The 19,106-nt window shown below is 69.3% G+C and carries 18 protein-coding genes; 10 read left to right on the top strand and 8 right to left on the bottom strand.

Annotated features, from left to right (window positions below):
* Entirely contained in the window at nucleotides 1-948 is a 948-nt protein-coding gene (locus ACN20X_RS01070; RefSeq protein WP_047218549.1) for a response regulator transcription factor, read from the top strand.
* Here the strand turns inward: ACN20X_RS01070 and ACN20X_RS01065 are convergent.
* Nucleotides 921-1,415: a PACE efflux transporter gene (locus tag ACN20X_RS01065; RefSeq protein ID WP_016452173.1), complete on the bottom strand. Its 495-nt coding sequence runs from the start codon at nucleotides 1,413-1,415 to the stop codon at nucleotides 921-923. The two genes, ACN20X_RS01070 and ACN20X_RS01065, sit on opposite strands and share 28 nt — an antisense overlap.
* 74 nt (nucleotides 1,416-1,489) lie before the next feature.
* On the opposite strand from ACN20X_RS01065, the gene ACN20X_RS01060 reads away from it, so the two are divergent.
* The 4 genes from ACN20X_RS01060 (at nucleotide 1,490) to ACN20X_RS01045 (ending at nucleotide 5,517) form a co-directional block, all read left to right on the top strand.
* Nucleotides 1,490-2,401, top strand: a complete 912-nt coding sequence (locus ACN20X_RS01060; protein ID WP_473210203.1) for a LysR family transcriptional regulator — start codon at nucleotides 1,490-1,492, stop codon at nucleotides 2,399-2,401.
* A 150-nt stretch (nucleotides 2,402-2,551) separates the two neighbouring features.
* Nucleotides 2,552-4,201: a M30 family zinc metallopeptidase gene (locus ACN20X_RS01055; protein WP_473210202.1), complete on the top strand. Its 1,650-nt coding sequence runs from the start codon at nucleotides 2,552-2,554 to the stop codon at nucleotides 4,199-4,201.
* 5 nt (nucleotides 4,202-4,206) lie between these two features.
* Nucleotides 4,207-4,611 carry a hypothetical protein gene (locus ACN20X_RS01050; RefSeq protein ID WP_473210201.1) on the top strand — a complete coding sequence of 135 codons (405 nt, stop codon included), beginning with the start codon at nucleotides 4,207-4,209 and terminating at the stop codon, nucleotides 4,609-4,611.
* A 27-nt stretch (nucleotides 4,612-4,638) separates the two neighbouring features.
* Entirely contained in the window at nucleotides 4,639-5,517 is an 879-nt protein-coding gene (locus tag ACN20X_RS01045) for a PPK2 family polyphosphate kinase (RefSeq protein ID WP_017404944.1), read from the top strand.
* A 24-nt stretch (nucleotides 5,518-5,541) separates the two neighbouring features.
* On the opposite strand, the gene ACN20X_RS01040 is transcribed toward ACN20X_RS01045, so the two are convergent.
* Nucleotides 5,542-6,360, bottom strand: a complete 819-nt coding sequence (locus tag ACN20X_RS01040; RefSeq protein WP_473210200.1) for a fumarylacetoacetate hydrolase family protein — start codon at nucleotides 6,358-6,360, stop codon at nucleotides 5,542-5,544.
* A gap of 176 nt (nucleotides 6,361-6,536) precedes the next feature.
* Here ACN20X_RS01040 and ACN20X_RS01035 point away from each other — a divergent pair, with 176 nt between their 5' ends.
* From ACN20X_RS01035 to ACN20X_RS01015, 5 genes are all read left to right on the top strand, one after another.
* Nucleotides 6,537-7,841, top strand: coding sequence for a Glu/Leu/Phe/Val family dehydrogenase (locus ACN20X_RS01035; RefSeq protein ID WP_016450234.1), 1,305 nt, complete (start codon nucleotides 6,537-6,539; stop codon nucleotides 7,839-7,841).
* Nucleotides 7,842-8,161: 320 nt separating this feature from the next.
* On the top strand, nucleotides 8,162-9,130 hold the full coding sequence (locus ACN20X_RS01030) for a Bug family tripartite tricarboxylate transporter substrate binding protein (RefSeq protein WP_012202149.1): 969 nt from the start codon (nucleotides 8,162-8,164) through the stop codon (nucleotides 9,128-9,130).
* Nucleotides 9,131-9,160: 30 nt separating this feature from the next.
* A complete protein-coding gene (locus ACN20X_RS01025; protein ID WP_203400250.1) occupies nucleotides 9,161-10,741 on the top strand; it encodes a class I adenylate-forming enzyme family protein in 1,581 nt (526 codons plus the stop codon).
* Between the two features lie 20 nt (nucleotides 10,742-10,761).
* A complete protein-coding gene (locus ACN20X_RS01020) occupies nucleotides 10,762-11,760 on the top strand; it encodes a tripartite tricarboxylate transporter substrate binding protein (RefSeq protein WP_275826761.1) in 999 nt (332 codons plus the stop codon).
* Nucleotides 11,761-11,954: 194 nt separating this feature from the next.
* Nucleotides 11,955-12,407: a PaaI family thioesterase gene (locus ACN20X_RS01015; protein WP_034399057.1), complete on the top strand. Its 453-nt coding sequence runs from the start codon at nucleotides 11,955-11,957 to the stop codon at nucleotides 12,405-12,407.
* A 58-nt stretch (nucleotides 12,408-12,465) separates the two neighbouring features.
* On the opposite strand, the gene ACN20X_RS01010 is transcribed toward ACN20X_RS01015, so the two are convergent.
* From ACN20X_RS01010 to ACN20X_RS00985, 6 genes are all read right to left on the bottom strand, one after another.
* Nucleotides 12,466-13,011, bottom strand: a complete 546-nt coding sequence (locus ACN20X_RS01010) for a hypothetical protein (RefSeq protein ID WP_012202143.1) — start codon at nucleotides 13,009-13,011, stop codon at nucleotides 12,466-12,468.
* A gap of 138 nt (nucleotides 13,012-13,149) precedes the next feature.
* On the bottom strand, nucleotides 13,150-14,229 hold the full coding sequence (locus ACN20X_RS01005; protein WP_473210199.1) for a Bug family tripartite tricarboxylate transporter substrate binding protein: 1,080 nt from the start codon (nucleotides 14,227-14,229) through the stop codon (nucleotides 13,150-13,152).
* 186 nt (nucleotides 14,230-14,415) lie between these two features.
* Nucleotides 14,416-15,288 (bottom strand): HpcH/HpaI aldolase/citrate lyase family protein, encoded by an 873-nt coding sequence (locus ACN20X_RS01000; protein WP_012202141.1) that lies wholly within the window; start codon nucleotides 15,286-15,288, stop codon nucleotides 14,416-14,418.
* Between the two features lie 23 nt (nucleotides 15,289-15,311).
* Complete coding sequence (locus tag ACN20X_RS00995; protein ID WP_074921220.1) at nucleotides 15,312-16,319, bottom strand: tripartite tricarboxylate transporter substrate binding protein BugD; 1,008 nt, start codon at nucleotides 16,317-16,319, stop codon at nucleotides 15,312-15,314.
* Nucleotides 16,320-16,422: 103 nt separating this feature from the next.
* Nucleotides 16,423-17,787: an MmgE/PrpD family protein gene (locus tag ACN20X_RS00990; RefSeq protein WP_473210198.1), complete on the bottom strand. Its 1,365-nt coding sequence runs from the start codon at nucleotides 17,785-17,787 to the stop codon at nucleotides 16,423-16,425.
* Nucleotides 17,788-17,826: 39 nt separating this feature from the next.
* Nucleotides 17,827-19,029: a CaiB/BaiF CoA transferase family protein gene (locus ACN20X_RS00985; RefSeq protein ID WP_016452185.1), complete on the bottom strand. Its 1,203-nt coding sequence runs from the start codon at nucleotides 19,027-19,029 to the stop codon at nucleotides 17,827-17,829.
* Nucleotides 19,030-19,106 lie beyond the last annotated feature (77 nt).

The raw sequence follows: 19,106 nt of genomic DNA, 5'->3' as shown, positions 1-19,106 counted from the left end.
ATGACCGCCACCACCACCGCCACCAGCCGCAGCAGCCATGGCAACGGCGCCCATGTGATCCTCGTGGTGGACGACGCGCTGGACAGCCTTCGCATGCTGTGCGATGCCCTGGCCGCCGAAGGCTACGTGGTGCTCGCCGCGCGCGATGCCGACGAGGCGCTGCAGCGCTTTGCCCTGACCGTGCCCGATGGCGTGCTGCTGGACGCTGTCATGCCCGGCATGGACGGCTTCACGCTGTGCCGCCGGCTCAAGGACACGCCGGCCTGGGCCCACGTGCCCGTGGTCTTCATGACCGGCCTGTCGGACACGGACCAGATCATCCGCGGCTTTGCCAGCGGCGGCGTGGACTACGTGGTCAAGCCGCTGCGCATCCCCGAGGTGCTGGTGCGCCTGGCCACCCATGTGCGCAATGCCCGCGCCACGCGCCAGGCGCAGGAAGCCGTGGACGTGGCGGGGCTGGGCGTGGTGGTGCTCGATGGCCAGGGCCGCGTGGCCTGGCGCTCTCCCCAGGCAGCGCGCTGGCTGGAGGAGGCCTTTGCGGACCAGCCCTTCCCCATGGAGGCGGCCGGGGACTGGCTGGCCGGTGCCCACCAGCCGGACCAGGCCGGTCACCAGGATCTGGCGCTGGCCCTGGCCGATGGCCGCCAGTTGCTGGCGCGCCACATGGGCGCCAGCGGCCTGGGGGAGTCGATGGTGCTGCTCAGCCACGAGGCGCCGCAGGCGCCCGCCGCGCGCCGGCTGCAGCAGGTGGCGCTCACCCCGCGCGAGACCGAGGTGCTGTCATGGCTGAGCAAGGGCAAGACCAACCGCGACATCGCCGACATCCTGGGCATGAGCCCGCGCACGGTCAACAAGCACCTGGAGCACATCTTCGAGAAACTCGGCGTGGAGACCCGCACGGCCGCCGCCGCCGTGGCCGGTCAGCTGCTGCAGGCCGGCTCGCCCTGAGCGCGGGGTGCCACCGCAGCGGATGCCGAGGCCGAGGCCGGCAGGCCGAACACATGGTCGAAGCACCAGTTGAAGACATAGGTGTAGACCAGGAAGAAGACCAGCAGGCCGGCCTCCATCACCGTGGCCTCCCACAGCGTGACGCCGAACCACCAGGCCATCAGCGGGATCAGCACCATGGCCAGCCCGCCCTCGAAGCCCAGGGCGTGCACCACGCGGCGCAGCACCGAGCGGCCCTTGACGCTCTGGCGCGACTCCCACTGCTCGAACAGGTGGTTGAAGGTCAGGTTCCAGACGATGGCCAGCGTGGAGGCGGCAATCGCCATGCCGCCCGAATGCCCGGCGCTCTGGCCGATGGCCATGAACAGCAGGCTGGAGGCGAGGATGGCGATCAATTCATACAGGGTCACGAAGACCACTTTGCGTTTGGGCCCCTGGAGGCCCTTTTTGTGTGTCTGCAAGGTCATAGGGAGCGCAGTCTATATGCCGGCAATTGAACGTTAAAGTCAGATTCTTTCAATAAATCTGACAGGTCCCCACCATGTCCTTTCCAGCCGACCAGGTGCCGCTGTTCATTGCCGTGCTGGACCACGGCTCGTTTTCCGCCGCCGCGCGCCAGCTGGGCCGCGTGCCCTCGGCCGTGAGCATGGCCATCGCCCAGCTGGAGGCCGAACTGGACCTGCAGCTGTTCGACCGCAGCGGCCGCGAGCCCCGGCCCACAGCGGCGGCACGCGCACTCGAACCCCAGGCCCGGCTGCTGGCCGCCCAGCTGCAGCAGCTCAACCACCAGGCGCTGGCCCTGCACCAGGGACTGGAGGAGCGGCTGACCCTGGTGATCGCGCCCGAACTGCTGTCCACGGCCTGGGCCGCGCCGCTGCAGCCGCTGGTCGAGGAATTCCCGGGTCTGGAGGTGGAAGTGCTGGTGGCCGCCCAGGTCGATGCGCTCAAGGAACTGCATTCGGGCCGCGCGCATCTGGCCCTGGTCTTCGAGCGCCCGGCCATCGACGGGCGCGAGGATTTCCAGGAGATGGGCCAGGAAACCATGATCGCCGTGATGGCGGCCAGGCATCCGCTGGCCCGGCAACTGGGCGTGGACGGGCAGCAGCGCCTGGACGTGGGCCAGCTGGCCGGCGCGCGCCAGATCCTGCTGGCCAGCCGCGACCTGGCCCACACCGATCCGCGCTTCGTGTTCTCGCACCAGCTGTGGCGCACGGACAGCCACCTGGCGGCCCTGTCACTGATCTCGGCCGGCCTGGGCTGGGGGTGGCTGCCCTTCAGCGTCGCCGAGCCCCTGCTGCAGACGGGCGCGCTGCTGCGCATCCCGCTGTGCAACATCAGCAACGGCACCCAGCTGTTCGTCGACTGGGTGTGGTCCAAGGAGCGCCCGCTGGGGCTGGCGGCGCGGCGGTTCGTGGAGCAGTTGCAGGTGCCGGTGCGGCAGGAGCCCAGGTGAGGCCTGCGGCTTGCGACCTGCAGGCAAGCCCTGCGCCTACACGCGGGAAACCGGCCGGCGCTTGCCGCCTGCAGGCAGGCCTGGGATAGTGGCGCAAGCGTCCGGCCGCCCTCCTTCTTCTGGCTGGACATGGACCATCGAGAGGAACCCATGTTTCAAGACCACTTTGGGGCCAAGGCCCTTGTTGCACTGGTACTGGGTGCGGGACTGGCAGGCTGCGGCGGCGGGGGCGGCGGCTCCACGCCGGGCGACTCCATCACGACACAGTTGACCCCCGCCTGCACGGGCGCCTCGTGCGGCGCGACCGACGCCACCACCTATTCCGGCCAGGGCGTCGGCGTCTGGAGCTACACCAACGCCACCGCCGCAGAGCAGCCCGTTGCCGTGGGCCTGCGCAATCTGGGCACCCGGCCCGTGACGCTGATCTATACCAACACCGGCGATGCCGCCGTGGCCCTGCCGCCCATCACGCTCACGCCGCCAGCCGCAGCGGCGCAGGGCATTGCGGCGCAACAGTCGCTGAGCGCTGCGCAGCTGGTCAACCAGATCCCCCAGCGCGTACGTGACTTCAAGCCGAGCCTGCCCGCCCCGGTTGCAGGGCAGAGCGTGCAGCCCTCGCGCGCGGTGTCGGCGGCCGTGCTGCCCGTTGGCAGCCAGCGCAGCTGGTTCGTCAACACGGAAAGCCCCACGGTCGAGACGCGCAGCGCCACGCTGCGGCGCCAGACCACCGCGCCCACGCCCACGGGCACCCGCACCATCAATCTGTGGCTGGAAGACAGCGAGTACGGCAGCGCCAAGGTCAGCGACGCCCTGCTGGACACCGTGATACAGCGCTTCGCCAGCGGGCCGGATTCCGTGCACGCCCTGGTTACGGGGCTGGCGGGCCAGCCCTGGGGACCCCAGGCCCACAGCGAGCTGATCGCGGCCGACCAGCCGATCGACATCGTGTTCGTGAACTTCACGCCCGACAGCCAGCCCTACGGCCTGCTGGGCTACTTCTGGGCCGTGAACAACTTCAAGCGCACGGCCGGCAACTCGCAGTTCCAGTACAGCAACGAATCGCTGTCGTTCTACATGGACACGGAAACGCTGTACCTGGGCGGCGCCAACGGGCTGACCACGCAGATCAGCACGCTGTCGCACGAGTTCATCCACATGATCAACTTCTACCAGCGCGGCGCGCTCAAGGGCTCGGACTACATGTTCGACACCTTCCTGGAAGAGATGTCGGCCCTGATGTCCGAAGACATCCTGGCCGAAAGACTCACGCCCGGCACCAATCCCATGCGTGACGGCCGCATCACCGGCTGGATGTCCAAGCCCGGCTTCAACTGCGACCTGGCCAGCTGGGCCTCGGATGTCAATGCCACCTGCTTCGGCTACAACGTCACGGGCAGCCTGGGCGCCTATCTGCTGCGCCAGCACGGCGTGGGCTTCTACCAGCAAATGCTGAGGAACACCTCCTCGCCCGACTCGCTGCAGGTGCTCGGCAACGCCATTGCACAGGCCGGTGGCCCCTCGTTGCCCGTCACGCTGCAGCGATGGGGGGCCAACATCGCCCTGTTGCCTTCCAGCGGCCCGGCCGGCTACGGCTGGCCCGCACGCACGGACCAGGGCTTCACCCTGGTGGGCATCGACGGCCAGCGCTATGCGGCGGCACGCCGCCTGCCCGCCACCGTGCCCGCCCAGCTCGCGGCGCGCGGCCACTTCCCCTTCGTACGCCAGCCGGACGCCCAGGGCCTGTACCAGGAGCAGTTGCGCGTTCCCGCCGGCACCACCCTCACCGCCATCGTGCAATGACCGCCATGACCCAGACATCCCATACCGCAGTTGCCCGGGCCCTGCCCCCGCTGCTGGCCGGCAGCCTGTCGCTGCTGGCCACGGCCTGCGCCGCGCCACCTCCACCTCCTGCAACCGCACCGGCGCCCGCTTCGGCATCGGCCGCGCCCGCCGCGCCGGATGCCGGCCAGCCCCTGACCCTGCAAGGCCGCCTGGTGCTGCGCGGCAATGCGCCCCATGAGCAGCCCGTGCTGCAGACCACCTCCGGCGAGACCTGGCAGCTCCAGGGCCTGAGCGCCGAGCAGATCACGCAGTGGCAGCGGCAGAACGTGGAGGTCCGGGGCCAGCCCGGCCCCAGGCCCGCCGCTGGCGCCGCGCCTTCGATGGCGCAGCCGCAACTGCAGGTGCAATCCATTCGCGCCCGGCCCTGACATTCCACCTCACCCACCGCTCTATCCATGGACGCCTCCAACCCTTTCTCCAGCCGCGATGCGGCCGTGCAAAAGCTCTGGGAACAGTGGCAGCCGCGCTCCGCCAGGTCCGACAAGGACAAGGACAAGCCCATTGCCCTGGCCGACTTCGACCCGGGCGCCAAGCCCTTTTCCAATGGCAACGGCAAGGCCGAGGACAAGGTCGCCGTCGAGGCCCTGGCCGAGGAGCTGGATGCGCTGCAGAACCTGCTGTACGCCGACCGCCGCTACAAGCTGCTGGTCGTGCTGCAGGGCACGGACACGGCGGGCAAGGACGGCACCATCCGTGGCGTCTTCGGCCGCATGAGTGCGCTGGGCGTGCACGCCGTGGGCTGGAAGGCCCCCACCGAGGCCGAGCGCGCCCATGACTACCTGTGGCGCATCCACCAGCAGGTGCCTGCCGCTGGCGAAATCACGGTCTTCAACCGCAGCCATTACGAGGACGTGCTGGTGCCCGTGGTCAACGGCTGGATCACACCCGAGCAGCAGCGCCAGCGCTTTGCCCACATCAACGACTTCGAGCGCATGCTCAGCGAGACGGGCACCGTGGTCGTCAAGTTCCTGCTGCACATCAGCGCCGACGAACAGCGCATGCGCCTGCAGGAGCGCCTGGACGACCCGGCCAAGCACTGGAAGTTCGACGAGAACGACATGAAGGTGCGCACGCAGTGGAAGGACTACCAGCAGGCCTACGGCCAGCTGCTGGGCGCCACGCATACGCCCTGGGCGCCCTGGACCATCGTGCCGGCCGACTCCAAGACGCACCGCAACCTCATGATCGCCACCTTGCTGCGCGAGGTGCTGCGCAACCTGGAACTGCGCTTTCCGCCCGGCGATCCGGCCCTCAAGGACTACAAGATCACCTGATCACTCGATGTCCTGCCTGAAGCCTCACAGCTGCAGGCGGGCCTCGGCGATGCCGTCCAGTTCGGCCACCACCAGGTCGCCGCCCTGGGCAAAGGCCAGTCCATTCCACGTGCCCGTAGTCACCACCGTGCCTGCGGGCACGCTGCCATAGCGGCGCACCAGCTCCTGCAACCAGCCGGCCAGCAGCCACAGCGGATCGCCCAGCGGATGCGTTCCGGTGAAGGCCTGCAGCGGCGCCGCGCCCACGCGCAACCGGCAGACCTGGGCAGACCAGTCCCGCGGCGACTCGCGCGGCAGCAGCCGCGAAGCGTCCTGCCACGGCCCCAGCACCAGGGCGCCATGGCACAGGCCGTCGGCGGCCAGCAGCAGCGGCGGCGCCTTCAGGTGCTGGCGCCAGCGCGTATCCACCACCTCGATGGCGGCGGTGATGCCGTCGATCAGCTCCAGCCCATCGCCGGGCTGCAGCGCGGCAGCCATCTCGGCCGTCACCTCGCGGCCCAGGCGCAGGGCGATCTCGGCTTCGATGCCGCGCAGGTGCAGCGGCGCGCCACCGGCCACCGAAGGACTGGCCCAGACGCCTTCTTCGGGCAGCGGCGCATGGGTCAGCGGGGCATCGCGGCGCGGCGCGCCAGACTTCCAGTAGCCCGGAACGCGGCCCGGTCCCTGCTGGCTGCCGGCCACGCGCCAGCCCAGGGCGGGCGCCATGGCGGCCTGCACGGCCTGCGCATCTGCGGGCGCGCGCACCACGTCGGCCCAGTCGTCGGCATCCAGCAATTCGCCGCTGTGGCGCGCCTGGAGCAGCGCATGGGCCAAGGATGTGGGAGTGCGGGGCGTGTTCGTCATGGAGCGGCTTTCTTGGAGTGCATCGGAGGGTCGCAAGCGGCCCCGATTGTCCGCTGGACAAGGCGATCCCATGGTTATGCATTAAATGCATAAGGCTCTCGCGCATAAGGCGTTGGACAGCGCATAGCCCCGGGAATAAGCTCAAAACCCTCAGACAACTCTTGTGTGGAACCACCATGCAGCAACCCGCTTCGGCCGGCGTTACCAACCACGCCATCCCTTCCTACCTGCAGGCCGATCACCTCGGCCCCTGGGGCAATTACCTGCAGCAGGTCGATCGCGTCACTCCCTACCTGGGCCATCTCGCCCGCTGGGTCGAAACCCTCAAGCGCCCCAAGCGCATCCTGATCGTCGATGTGCCGATCGAGCTGGACAACGGCACCATCGCCCACTACGAAGGCTACCGCGTGCAGCACAACCTGAGCCGCGGCCCCGGCAAGGGCGGCGTGCGCTTCCACCAGGACGTGACCCTGTCCGAAGTCATGGCCCTGTCGGCCTGGATGTCGGTCAAGAACGCGGCCGTCAACGTGCCCTACGGCGGCGCCAAGGGCGGCATCCGTGTCGATCCCAAGACGCTGTCGCGCGGTGAGCTGGAGCGCCTGACGCGCCGCTACACCAGCGAGATCGGCCTGCTGATCGGCCCCTCCAAGGACATTCCAGCGCCTGACGTCAACACGAACGGCCAGATCATGTCCTGGATGATGGACACCTACTCCATGAACACCGGCGCCACCGCCACCGGCGTGGTCACGGGCAAGCCCGTGGACCTGGGCGGCTCGCTGGGCCGCGTCGAGGCCACCGGCCGCGGCGTGTTCACCGTGGGCGTGGAAGCGGCCAAGCTGACCGGCCTGTCGGTCCAGGGCGCGCGCATTGCCGTGCAGGGCTTCGGCAACGTGGGCGGCACGGCCGGCAAGCTGTTCGCCGACGCGGGCGCCAAGGTCGTGGCCGTGCAGGACCACACCGGCACCATCCGCAACGCCAACGGCCTGGATGTGACGGCCCTGCTGGCCCACGTGGCCGCCAAGGGCGGCGTGGGCGGCTTTGACGGCGCCGAGGCCATGGACGCTGCCGATTTCTGGGGCGTGGACTGCGACATCCTGATCCCCGCCGCACTGGAAGGCCAGATCACCAAGGACAACGCCGGCAAGATCAAGGCCAAGATGGTGATCGAGGGTGCCAACGGCCCCACCACCACCGAGGCCGACGACATCCTGACCGAAAAGGGCGTGCTGGTGCTGCCCGACGTGCTGGCCAATGCCGGCGGCGTGACGGTGAGCTACTTCGAATGGGTGCAGGACTTCTCCAGCTTCTTCTGGAGCGAGGACGAGATCAACGCCCGCCTGGTGCGCATCATGCAGGACGCCTTCGCGGCCATCTGGCAGGTGGCCCAGCAGCACGGCGTGACGCTGCGCACCGCCACCTTCATCGTGGCCTGCCAGCGCATCCTGCATGCCCGCGAAATGCGGGGACTGTATCCTTGATCACCCCCTGAGGTGCTGACGCGCCTTCCCCCTCTCTGCTTGCTTCGCAAGGGAGGGGGACGACACCCTCGCGGCAGGGCGGCCCTTGCTCGGTGTCCCTGACTTGGGACGCGCCAGTTTTTGGCGCTGTGCACCACACGGTCAATGAAAGGCGCTTCGGCGCCTTTTTTCTTGTGGCCGCCTTTTCGGCAAGGGGTTAGCACGCGTTCCAGTGGGCCTAAGCGCGGGTTTCCGAATGGCGAAGCGGATCTCCAGTCAAACCCTGGTGCCCTGTGGCCCAGGGTTTTCTATCGTTGCGGGCAGTGAACTGGAGACTGCCCATGACCGTCCGCCGCAGCCTGCTGGCCCTGCTGGCCGCTTTGCCTTTTTTCTCCCTGGCTCCTGCCGCCGCGCTGGCGGCGGCCTGGCCTGAACGCCCCATCACCATCGTGGTGCCGGCCGCCGCTGGCGGCACCACGGACATTGCCGCGCGCGTGCTGGCCGAGAAGATGGGCAAGGACCTGGGCACGTCGGTGGTGGTGGAGAACAAGGGCGGGGGCGGCGGCAGCATCGGCACGGCCCAGGTGGCGCGCGCCAGGCCCGATGGCTACACGCTGCTCATGGGCAACATCGGCCCGGTGGCCATCAATTTCAGCCTGTACAAGCAGCTCAGCTACAAGGAAAGCGATCTGCGCGGCATCACCAATGTGATCTCCGTGCCCAACATCCTCGTGGTCCATGCCGATTCGCCCGTGCGCAGCGTGCGCGAGCTGGTGGAGCTGGCCAGGACCCGGCGCCTGAACGTGTCCACGTCGGGCGTGGGCCAGTCGCCGCACATGTCCTCGGAGATGTTCCGCCAGAAGGCCGGCATCGAGGTCACGCTCGTGCCCTTTCCCGGGGCCGCGCCTGCGGTCACGGCGCTGCTGGGCCAGCAGGTGGACTACATGATCGACAACCTGCCCAGCTCCATGCCGCACATCAGGAGCGGCAAGTTCCGCGCGCTGGCCATCACCAGCGCCACGCGCTCGGCCCAGTTGCCCGAGGTGCCCACCATGACCGAGGCCGGCGTGCCCATGCAGGTCACGGCCTGGTTCGGCCTGCTGGCCCCTGCCGGCACGCCCGATGCCGTGGTCGAGCGCATCCAGCAGTCGGCCCGGCGCGCCATGCAGACGGCCGAGGTGCGCCAGCGCTTTGCCGACCTGGGCGGCGTGCCCGGTGGCGAGACACCGGCCGAGTACGACGCCTTCATCGCCCAGGAACGCAAGAGCTGGGCCCAGATCGTCAAGGCCGCAGGCCTGTCGCTGGAATAGTTCTCCCCTCCCGTCCGTGCCTCCCCTCCCATGCAAGAAGACATCGCCGCCCTGCTGCGCCAGCCCTTTGGCTCGCTGCCCGAACTCGTCGCGCTGCAGGCCAGCCAGCGCCCCCGCCACACCGCCCTGGCCATGGACGGCCGCAGCCTCGACTACGCCGCGCTGCGCCTGGGCATGGACCGCGTGGCCCTGCGCCTGCAACGCCAGGGCCTGGGCCCCGGCGACGTGGTGGCCATCTGCGCGGGCAGCTCGCCCGAGTACGTGCTGGTCTTCCTGGGCGCGTTGCGCGCAGGCGTGGCCGTGGCGCCGCTGGCCCCGTCGGCCACGGCCGGCCACCTGAGCGCCATGCTGGACAACTGCGGCGCCCGGCTGGTGCTGCGCGACGCGGAAACCGCCGCGCAATGGCCGCTGCAGGCCGGACAGGATCTGCAATGCGTGGCCCTGGACGGCGCTGCCGAGGCCGGCATGCCGTGGTCGCAATGGCTGGCTGCGGACGAAGCGGACCATGGCACGGCACCCACGCCCATCCACCCCCAGCCCGACTGGCCCTTCAACGTCATCTACTCCTCGGGCACCACGGGCGTGCCCAAGGGCATCGTCCAGTCCTGGGCCATGCGCTGGGCCCACGTGCAGCGCGCCATCCACAACGGCTACGGGCCCGATGCCGTCTCGCTGTGCGCCACGCCGCTGTACTCCAACACCACCCTGGTCGCGGCCCTGCCCACCCTGGGGCTGGGCGGCACCCTGGTGCTGATGCGCAAGTTCGACGCGGCGCACTACCTGGAACTGGCCGAGCGCCACCGTGCCACCCACACCATGCTCGTGCCCGTGCAGTACCAGCGGCTGATGCAGTGCCCGGGGTTCGACGGCGCCGACCTGAGCCGCCTGCGGCACAAGTTCTGCACCAGCGCACCCTTCCATCCCGCGCTCAAGGCCGAGGTGCTGCGCCGCTGGCCCGGACGGCTCATCGAGTACTACGGCATGACCGAAGGCGGCGTGCGCTGCGAGCTGCACTGCCATGACTTCCCCGACAAGCTGCACACCGTGGGCAGGCCGGGACCGGGCGCCGACATCCGCTTCATCGATGAGCAGGGCCGCGAACTGCCGCCCGGCGAGCAGGGCGAGATCGTGGGCCGCTCGGCCGGGATGATGAGCGGCTACCACCGCCTGCCCGACAAGACGCAGGAGGCCGAATGGTTCGATGCCCAGGGCCTGCGCTTCATCCGCAGCGGCGACGTGGGCCGCCTGGACGAGGACGGCTTCATCGTGCTGGGCGACCGCAAGAAGGACATGATCATCACGGGCGGCTTCAACGTCTACCCGAGCGACATCGAGTCCGTGCTGCTGCAGCACCCGCAGGTGGCCGAATGCGCGGTGATCGGCGTGCCCTCCGATGCTTGGGGCGAGACCCCCGTGGCCTACGCCGTGGCGCGCCCCGATGCCACGCCCTCGGCCGCCGAGCTGCGCGAATGGCTCAACGCCCGCGTGGGCAAGACCCAGCGCGTGGCCGAGCTGCGGCTGGCCGCCAGCCTGCCGCGCAGCGAGATCGGCAAAGTGCTCAAGCGCGCGCTGCGCGAGCAGTACCAAGTCGACGCCCTGTCCACTTCATGAAACGGAGTCCCCCCATGCCCATGCCCATGCACCCACTCCCGCGCCGCCGCCTGCTGTCCTGCCTGGCCCTGGCGACCTGCGCCCTGCTAGCCCCGGCCACCCATCTCGCCCATGCTGCCGATGCCTGGCCTGCCAAGCCCATCCAGCTGGTCATTCCCTATCCACCCGGCGGCAGTGCCGACCTGCTGGGCCGCCCGCTGGCCGTGCAGCTGCAGCAGCAGCTGGGCCAACCCGTGGTGCTGGAATACAAGCCCGGCGCGGGCGGCACGCTGGCCTCGCAATACGTGGCGCGCGCCAGGCCCGATGGCTACACGGTGCTCATGGTGCTGGCCGCCCATGCCATCAACGACAGCCTCTATCCCAAGCTGCCCTACGACACCCGCCGCGACTTCGCGCCCGTGTCTTTGGTGGCCAACCTGCCCATGGTGGTTGCCGCCAGCAGCAAGCTGCCGGCCAGGAACATCCAGGAACTCATCCAGGCCGCCAAGGCCAACCCCGGCAAGCTCACCTTCGGCTCGGCGGGCAACGGCAACACGGGGCATCTGGCGGCCGAGTACTTCGGCTCCATGGCAGGCGTGCGCATGACCCATGTGCCCTACAAGGGCAGCGCGGGCGTGGTCAACGCCATGCTGGCCGGCGACATCGACCTGACCTTCGACAGCATCTCCACCTCCATGCCCCACATCCGCAGCGGGCGCATGCACGCGCTGGCCGTCACCAGCCCGCAGCGATCGGCGCTGGCGCCCGAGGTGGCCACCATCCAGGAGCAGGGCATCGCAGGCTTCGACGTGACCGGCTGGTACGCCGTCATCGCGCCGGCCGGCACGCCCGCCGAAGCCACCCAGCGCCTGAGCCGCGAGATCGCCTCCGCCCTGCGCCAGCCCGCGCTGCAGGCCCAGCTGGCCGCCGGCGGCTACGAGCCCGTGGGCTCCACGCCCGAGGCGCTGCAGGCGCATATCGACAAGGAAATCACGCGCTGGGCCACTGTCGTCAAATCGACAGGTGCACGTGTGGATTGAAAGTCACCCCCTGAGCGGCTGCGCCGCTTCCCCCGTGTGCACGGCGCCCTCTCTCGCTTCGCGGGAGGGGGGCATCCGGGCAACCGGCGGCACCCTCGGTGCGGGGCGGCGCGGCCGGCGTAGGCCCTTCCTCGGTGCCCCGGAGTCGGTACACGCCAGTCTCGAGCGCCGCGCCCAATGCGATGATCATGTCCATGAATACACCCATCAAAGACCACCCGGCCAACCCCTTCGAAGGCGAGGCGCCCGGCATCCTCTTCGGCCTGCCCATGCCCATGGCCCGCGCCATGAAGCTCAGCGGTGAACGCATTGGCGAGGACCGCGCCCAGATCCGCATGGGCTTTCAACCGGACCAGGCCAACAGCCGCGGCGACGTGCACGGCGGCGCCATCGCCTCGCTGCTGGACTGCGCCCTGGCCTCGGCCTGCCGCTCGCATGACCCCACGGCCTTCGGCGTGGCCACCATCGATCTCACGCTGCACTACGTCTCGGCCGGCAGCGGCGATCTCATCGCCACCGCCCACTGCGAGCGGCGCGGCCGCTCCATCAGCTTCGCGCGCGGCGAAGTGCGCTCCGAGGACGGCACCCTGGTGGCCCTGGCCACGGGCACCTTCAAGCTGATGGCGCGCAGCCCGGCACAGGCCTGAGCGCAGGGCACACGCGGCGCCGGATGGCGCCGGACGGCACTTGCGTGCCGCCGCGTCGTCAGAGCCGCTTTTCCTTGGCCTCGATCAGCTTTTGCATCAGTTCGCAGACCTGCCTGGCCTGCTCCTGGGTGATGTCGATGTTCTCGATCACCGAGCGCTTGAACTGGATGCCGTTGACTGCGCCGCTGTTCTCGATGAAGCCCAGCGTCAGGGTGCGGTTCAGGAAGTAGATGACGGCGGCGATGCCCCAGCCGATCAGCATGACCACCAGGCCTGCAAAGAAGCTCTGGGCCATCATCGACCCGCCCATGAACAGGGACAGGGCACCGATGCCCAGCGCCGTCTTCCAGGGCTTGTGATAGCCGTAGTAGGTGGAGCAGATGCCCTGCAGCGGGATCAGGCGCGACTGGGTGCCCGACAGCGAGGCGCTGCTGAACTCCAGGCGCTCGCTGCCCACGCGGATGGTGGTGGTGGGATCGATGTTGACCTTGGACAGGATCCAGGCGACCAGGCCGCCTTCGCGGCCTGTGATGGCAATGTGGTTGCCCTTGTCGTCTATGGGTTGCTCGCTGGCTTTCCAGGCCTTGATGACCAATGCACTCACGGTAATACCCTCTCTTGAATGTTTGAGAAACCACGGGCTGTCCCGCCATGGCATTGCACCACCGGGGCCGCCTGAGGAGGGGCGATTACAGCACAGGGCATGAGTGCAGCCTTGGGCAACCAGGGCCGCTGTGCGCCATCAACCGGGTTGCACCCCCGCCGACTGCAGCAGCCGCCCCCAGACCGGAGCCTCCTGCGCCCAGGCCTTGCCGAAGCGCTGAGGGCTGTCGTCATCGACAGGGACGAAACCGGCCGCGATGATGCGGGCCGTGCCTTCGCGGCTGGCCACTGCGCGGTTGGAGATCTCGCCCCATTGCCGCGTGAGGTCGGCCGGCAGGCCCCTGGGGCCGGCGATGGCCAGCCAGCCGGACAGTTCCATGGCCTCGTGGCGGTAGCCGGCCTCGGCAAAGGTGGGTACCTCGGGCAGCAGGGGCACGCGGCGCGTGCCGGTGACGGCCAGGGCGCGCAGCTTGCCTGCATCGATATGGGGCTTGAGCGTGAGCAGGCTGCCCATGCCGATGGGGATGCGCCCGCCCAGCATGTCCTGCACCATCAGCGCCTCGCCTCGGTAGGCCGCATGCGCCATGCCGGCACCGGCCATGTCGCTGAGCACGGCGCAGGCCAGGTGGCCGTGCGAGCCTATGCCGTAGGAGCCATACGAGAGCTTGCCCGCGTTGGCCTGGGCCCAGGCCATGAATTCGCGCAGGCTGTTGGCGGGCACGTCGGCCGTGACCACCAGGGCGATGGGCGCCATGCACACGCGCGACAGGGGCGTGAGGTCGGTCAGCGGGTCGTAGGCGGTCTTCTTGTAGAGGTATTTGTTGGTGAGCATGGTGGAGGTGGTGCCCAGCAGCAGGGTGAGCCCGTCGGGCGCGGAGCGGACCACCATTTCGCCGCCGATCAGTCCGGCCGCGCCGGGCTTGTTGTCCACCACCACGGTCTGGCCCAGCTGCTGGGCCATGCGCTCGCCCAGGATGCGCGCAATCACGTCGGTGGCGCCGCCCGCCGCAAAGGGCACGACGATGCGCACGGGCCGTGTGGCAAAGCCGGCCTGCGCCAGCACGCTGGCGGGCCCCGCCGCCACGGCGCCGGCCGCCAGGGCCAGCGCCTGGCGCCGATTCAATCGGTTATCCAGTCGGTCATCCATTCGGTCTTCAAGTCGGTCATTCAATTGGCCGTTGAATCCGCTGTTCGATGCCGTCCCCGAGATCACTGCCATCACACGCTCCTTTGCCTGGGTGCCCCATGGGTGGAGACACCGGATCAAGAAACCGCCGTCTCGAAATCAATCGAGTTGGCCAAGCATATTCGAGGCAGATGGATTCACCATCAGGGAAATCATTGGACTGCTTGCACCAGAATCAGAAAACTCTGAGTGCAAAACGGCCTTTCAGTCTCATTTTCATCAAGATCGTGCTGCAGATCTCTGTTGCGCCCAGGCATGGCGCAGCAGCACCTGTTCGGCCTGCTTGAGCACGGGCGCATCGACCATGCGGCCGTCCAGCACGCAGACGCCGCCTCCGGCCTCGGCCAGGGCCTGACGCAGGCGCTGCGCGTGGGCCACGGCCGCTGCATCGGGGTCGAAGACGGCGTGCAGGGGCTGGACCTGGGCCGGGTGGATGCACAGCTTGCCGCCAAAGCCCATGCGCCGCGCGCGTGCCGCGTCCTGGGCCAGCCGCTCGGGGTTGCGCGTGTCCACCGTCACGCCGTCCACGGCCGCGCCGATGCCGGCGCGGCGCGAGGCCAGGACCAGGGCCATGCGCATGGGCAGCAGCTCTTCCTCGCCCTGCTCGCAGGCCATGCCCGCATCGACCTGGAAGTCCAGGTGGCCGAAGGCCAGGCGCACCACCTGGGGCGCGGCAGCCAGGGCGTCGGCCGCGTCCAGGCCGGCCACGCTTTCGATGAGGGGCAGCACGGCCGCCCGTGCACCGGCAGCCTGGGCCACCGCATGCAGTGTCTGGGCGCGCTCGGCCTTGGAGACCATGGCGCCGGCCACGCCCTGCTCCACCAGCTGCGCCAGCGCGCGCAGGTCATCCGCATGCCAGGGCGTGCCTTCGGCGTTGATGCGCACCAGCAGGCGGGCACGGGCCGGGCCTTCCAGCGCACCCACGGCCTGGGCCAGCGCCTGGCGGGCGCCGTCCTTGTCGGCCGGGGCCACGGCATCCTCCCAGTCGGCGATGACCATGTCGGCGCCGCTGTCCAGGGCCTTGCCCAGGCGCTCGGGCCGCGTGGCGGGGACGAAGAGAAAGGAAGTGGCCTGTCGCGCCAGATCGTGCATGCGGATGTCCTTGGGAGAGCGGTTTATTCGGCCGAGACGCCTGCGGCCTTGATGACCTTGTCCCAGCGCGCCACCTCGGCCTGCAGGTGGGTGCGCAGGCCTTCCGGCGTGGCCTTGTCGGGCGTGACCAGGTCGGAGCTGAGTTCGGCGATGCGCTTTTTGACGTTCTCGTCCTTGATGGCCACGTTCAGCGCCTTGTTGATGGCCATGACCACCTCCTTGGGCGTGCCCTTGGGCGCGTACATGCCGTGCCAGACCTTGACGTCGAAGCCCTTGAGGCCCTGCTCGTCCAGCGTGGGGATGTCGGGCAGCGAGGACAGGCGCTTGGGCGTGGTCACGCCGAAGACCTTGGCGCGCTGGCCGTCCTTGATCACGGGCACGGTCTGCGTGGTCTGGTCGCACAGCAGGTCCACCTGGCCGCCCATGAGGTCGTTCATGGCCGGGCCTGCGCCCTTGTAGGGCACGGTGGTGAGCTTGACGCCCGCCTGGTGCATGAACAGCATGCCGCACAGCTGGGAGACGGCGCCGATGCCGGCATTGGCCAGCGAGACCTTGTCCTGGTTCTTCTTCACGTAGTCCAGCAGCTCGGCGAAGTTGTTGGCCGGGAAGTCCTTGCGCGACAGCAGGGTCATGGGCACGTCCAGCACCTGGCCGATGTACTCGAAGTCCTTGAGCGGGTCATAGGGCAGCTTCTTGTACAGCGCAGGCGCCGTGGCCATGCCCATGTGGTGGATGAGGATGGTGTAGCCGTCGGCCTTGGCCTTGGCCACGCGGTTGGGCGCAATGGTGCCGCCCGCTCCCACGGTGTTCTCGACCAGCACGCTCTGGCCCAGCACCTGGCCCATGGGCACGGCCAGCAGGCGCGCCACCACATCGGTGGGGCCGCCAGCGCTGTAGGGCACGACGAGGACGACGGGCTTCTCGGGCCAGGCCGCGGCCAGGGCGCCGGTGGTCGTCCCGCCGGCGGCAAGGGCGCAGGCGGCGGCCGCTGCGTAAACGAGGCGGCGGCGGAAAGAAGTGGTGCGTTGCATGGTTTGTCTCCTGTGCACTTGGGTGGAAGCGGGAGGCGCTCTGTGGTGGCGCCTTTCCCATGGATTCGCCGGCCGGGGCCGGCGCGAAAACTCAGTCAAGAACTCAGTCAAGCAGGCGCTGCACGCGCGGCCAGTGCGCGATCTGCCACAGCCGCGCTACGGCGGCCTGGGCGGGGTCGTCCTGCAGGGCACCGCCATAGGCGATCAGTCGCAGCGCCTTGGCCGTGATCTCCTCGCGCGACAGCGTGTTGCCCGGATCGCCCTTGGGCTCTTCCACGCGGCCGTGCAGCGTGCGGCCATCGGTGGTGAGCACGGTGACCTTGCCGATCCAGCGCTGCGGGTAGGCGGCATCGACCTCGGGGTCCAGCACCATGCCCACCTTCTCGCGCAGGGCCACGGTGGTGGCGGCCAGGTATTCGTTGTCGAACTCGTCCAGGCCCGCATGGCCGTGGCGCGCGGCCAGCGCCAGCACCGTGCCCATGGAGAACTTGCTCTGGTGCACCGTACCGGGATCGACCACGGGGCCCAGCACGTCGATGGCGCCCTGGTGCACGTGGCAGGTAACCTGCGCCAGGTCGGCGGGGGCCAGGCCGTGGTCCTGCATGACCTGCAGCAGCGCGTCGGCAGCCGGGTGCGTGTGGCGGCAGGAGGCATGCCATTTGAACGAGGTCTCGGCCGTGGCCCAGCGCGTGCCGATGCCATCCGTGAGGCGCGTGGGATCGGCGTCCGTGGACATGCCTGCCGCCAGGCCCTGCGGCCCGGTGAAGATGTCCTGCGCACCGGTGAATCCGTCCCGGGCCAGATAGGCCGACATCAGGCCCGCAGCGGCCGCATGCGCCGTGTGCAGCTGCTTGCTGTCGGCGCCCGTGCGCAGGAACTCCCACAGCCCTGCCGACTGCGTGCCGGCCGAGCCGAAGGCATGCTGCATCTGCGCAGGCGTGAGGCCCAGCAGCCGGCCCACGGCGGCCGCGGCAGCCAGGGTGCCGGCCGTGGCCGTGGTGTGGAAGATGCGGTAGTGGCTGCGGCCCAGGAACTCGCCCACGCGGATGCCGACCTCGTAGCCGGCCACGCAGGCGGCCATGAGTTCGGCGCCGCTGGCGCCGATGCTCTGCGCCACCGCCAGCGCGGGCGGGAAGACCACGGCGGCAGGGTGGAAGACCGAGCCGTTGTGCACATCGTCCTGCTCGGCCACATGCGAGGCCGCGGCATTGGCCAGGGCTGCCATCATGGGCGAGGTGGTGTCGGCACTGCCCAGGATCTCGCTAGGCCCCTGCGCCGGTCCCTGGGACAGCGCAAAGCGCGTGATGCTCTGCACGGGGCGCGCGCCCTGGCCTGCCAGCACGGAGCCGAACCAGTCCACCCAGAGGTCTTCGGCGCGCTGCTGCACGGCGGCGGGAACGTCGTCCCAGCGCAGCGTGGCGGCGAACTGGGCCAGCGGATGGATGCTCACTTGCGAATCATGTTTCATGAGGGGGTCTCCGGCGCATTCTGCGCATGCGCCCAGGTTTCAGGGAGTGGGTTTTCCAGACTGCGGGCACAAAGCCTGGATGCGCTCTGCGCTCCAGCCCAGCTCGGCCAGGATGGCGGCGCTGTGCTCGCCCACGGCGGGCACGGCCTCCATGCGGTAGTCGAAGGCGCTGTTGGCGCCGGGCGGCAGCAGCGCTTGCACCGGACCGGCCGGCGTGTCCACACTGCACCAGCGCTGGCGTGCGGCCAGCTGCGGATGGGCCCACAGGCCGGCCATGTCGTTGACGCGCGCATTGGCGATGCCGGCCGCATCCAGCCGCTGCACCACCTGGGCGGCATCGAGCGCGTTGAACACGCCCAGGATCAGCGCACGCAGCTCCTCGCGGTTGGCGTTGCGGCGCGCATTGCTGTCAAAGCGCGCATCCGTGGCCAGCGCGGGCTGCAGCAGCACCTGTTCGCAAAAGAGCTTCCACTCACGTTCGTTTTGCAGGCCCAGCATCACCGTCCCGCCGTCACCGGCCTCGAACGGCCCGTAGGGATAGATGCTGGCGTGCGAGGCGCCGGTGCGCGGCGGCGGCGGCGCGCCGTCGAAGGCGTAGTACATGGGATAACCCATCCACTCGCCCAGCGCCTCCAGCATGGACACATCGATGTGGCTGCCCTCGCCCGTGCGCCCGCGCAGCAGCAGGGCCGACAGGATGTTGGTGTAGGCATACATGCCGGCCGCGATGTCGGCCACCGAGATGCCGGCCTTGGACGGCACCTCGGGCGTGCCCGTGACCGAGAGAAAGCCCGCCTCGCTCTGGATCAGCAGGTCGTAGGCCTTCTTGTCGCGGTAGGGGCCGTCAGCGCCGTAGCCGCTGATGTCGCAGACGATGAGGCGCGGAAAGCGCTCTCGCAGCGCCGCATAGGACAGGCCCATGCGCGCGGCAGCGCCGGGCGCCAGGTTCTGCACCAGCACGTCGGCACCCTCCAGCAGCTGCAGCAGCGCCTGCATGGCCTCGTCCTGCTTGAGGTCCAGCGCCAGGCTCTGCTTGCTGCGGTTGATCCAGGTGAAGTGCGAGGACTGGCCCTGCACGCGCTGGTCATAGCCGCGCGCAAAGTCGCCGCTGCCCGGCCGCTCGACCTTGATCACGCGCGCGCCCAGGTCGGCCAGCTGGCGCGTGCAAAACGGTGCGGCCACCGCATGTTCCAGCGAGACGACGGTGGTGCCGTCAAGCGGCCGAAGACTTTGCTTTTTCATCTTGGAAATCCATTGCACATTGGCGAAACCCACGACCCGACCAACTGGCGCGCTCCAAGCCAGGGACAGCAAGCAAG

The sequence above is a fragment of the Delftia sp. PX-1 genome, from assembly GCF_055797465.1.
Note: the sequence above shows the minus strand (reverse complement) of the source record. Positions and strands in the feature narration are given on the sequence as shown.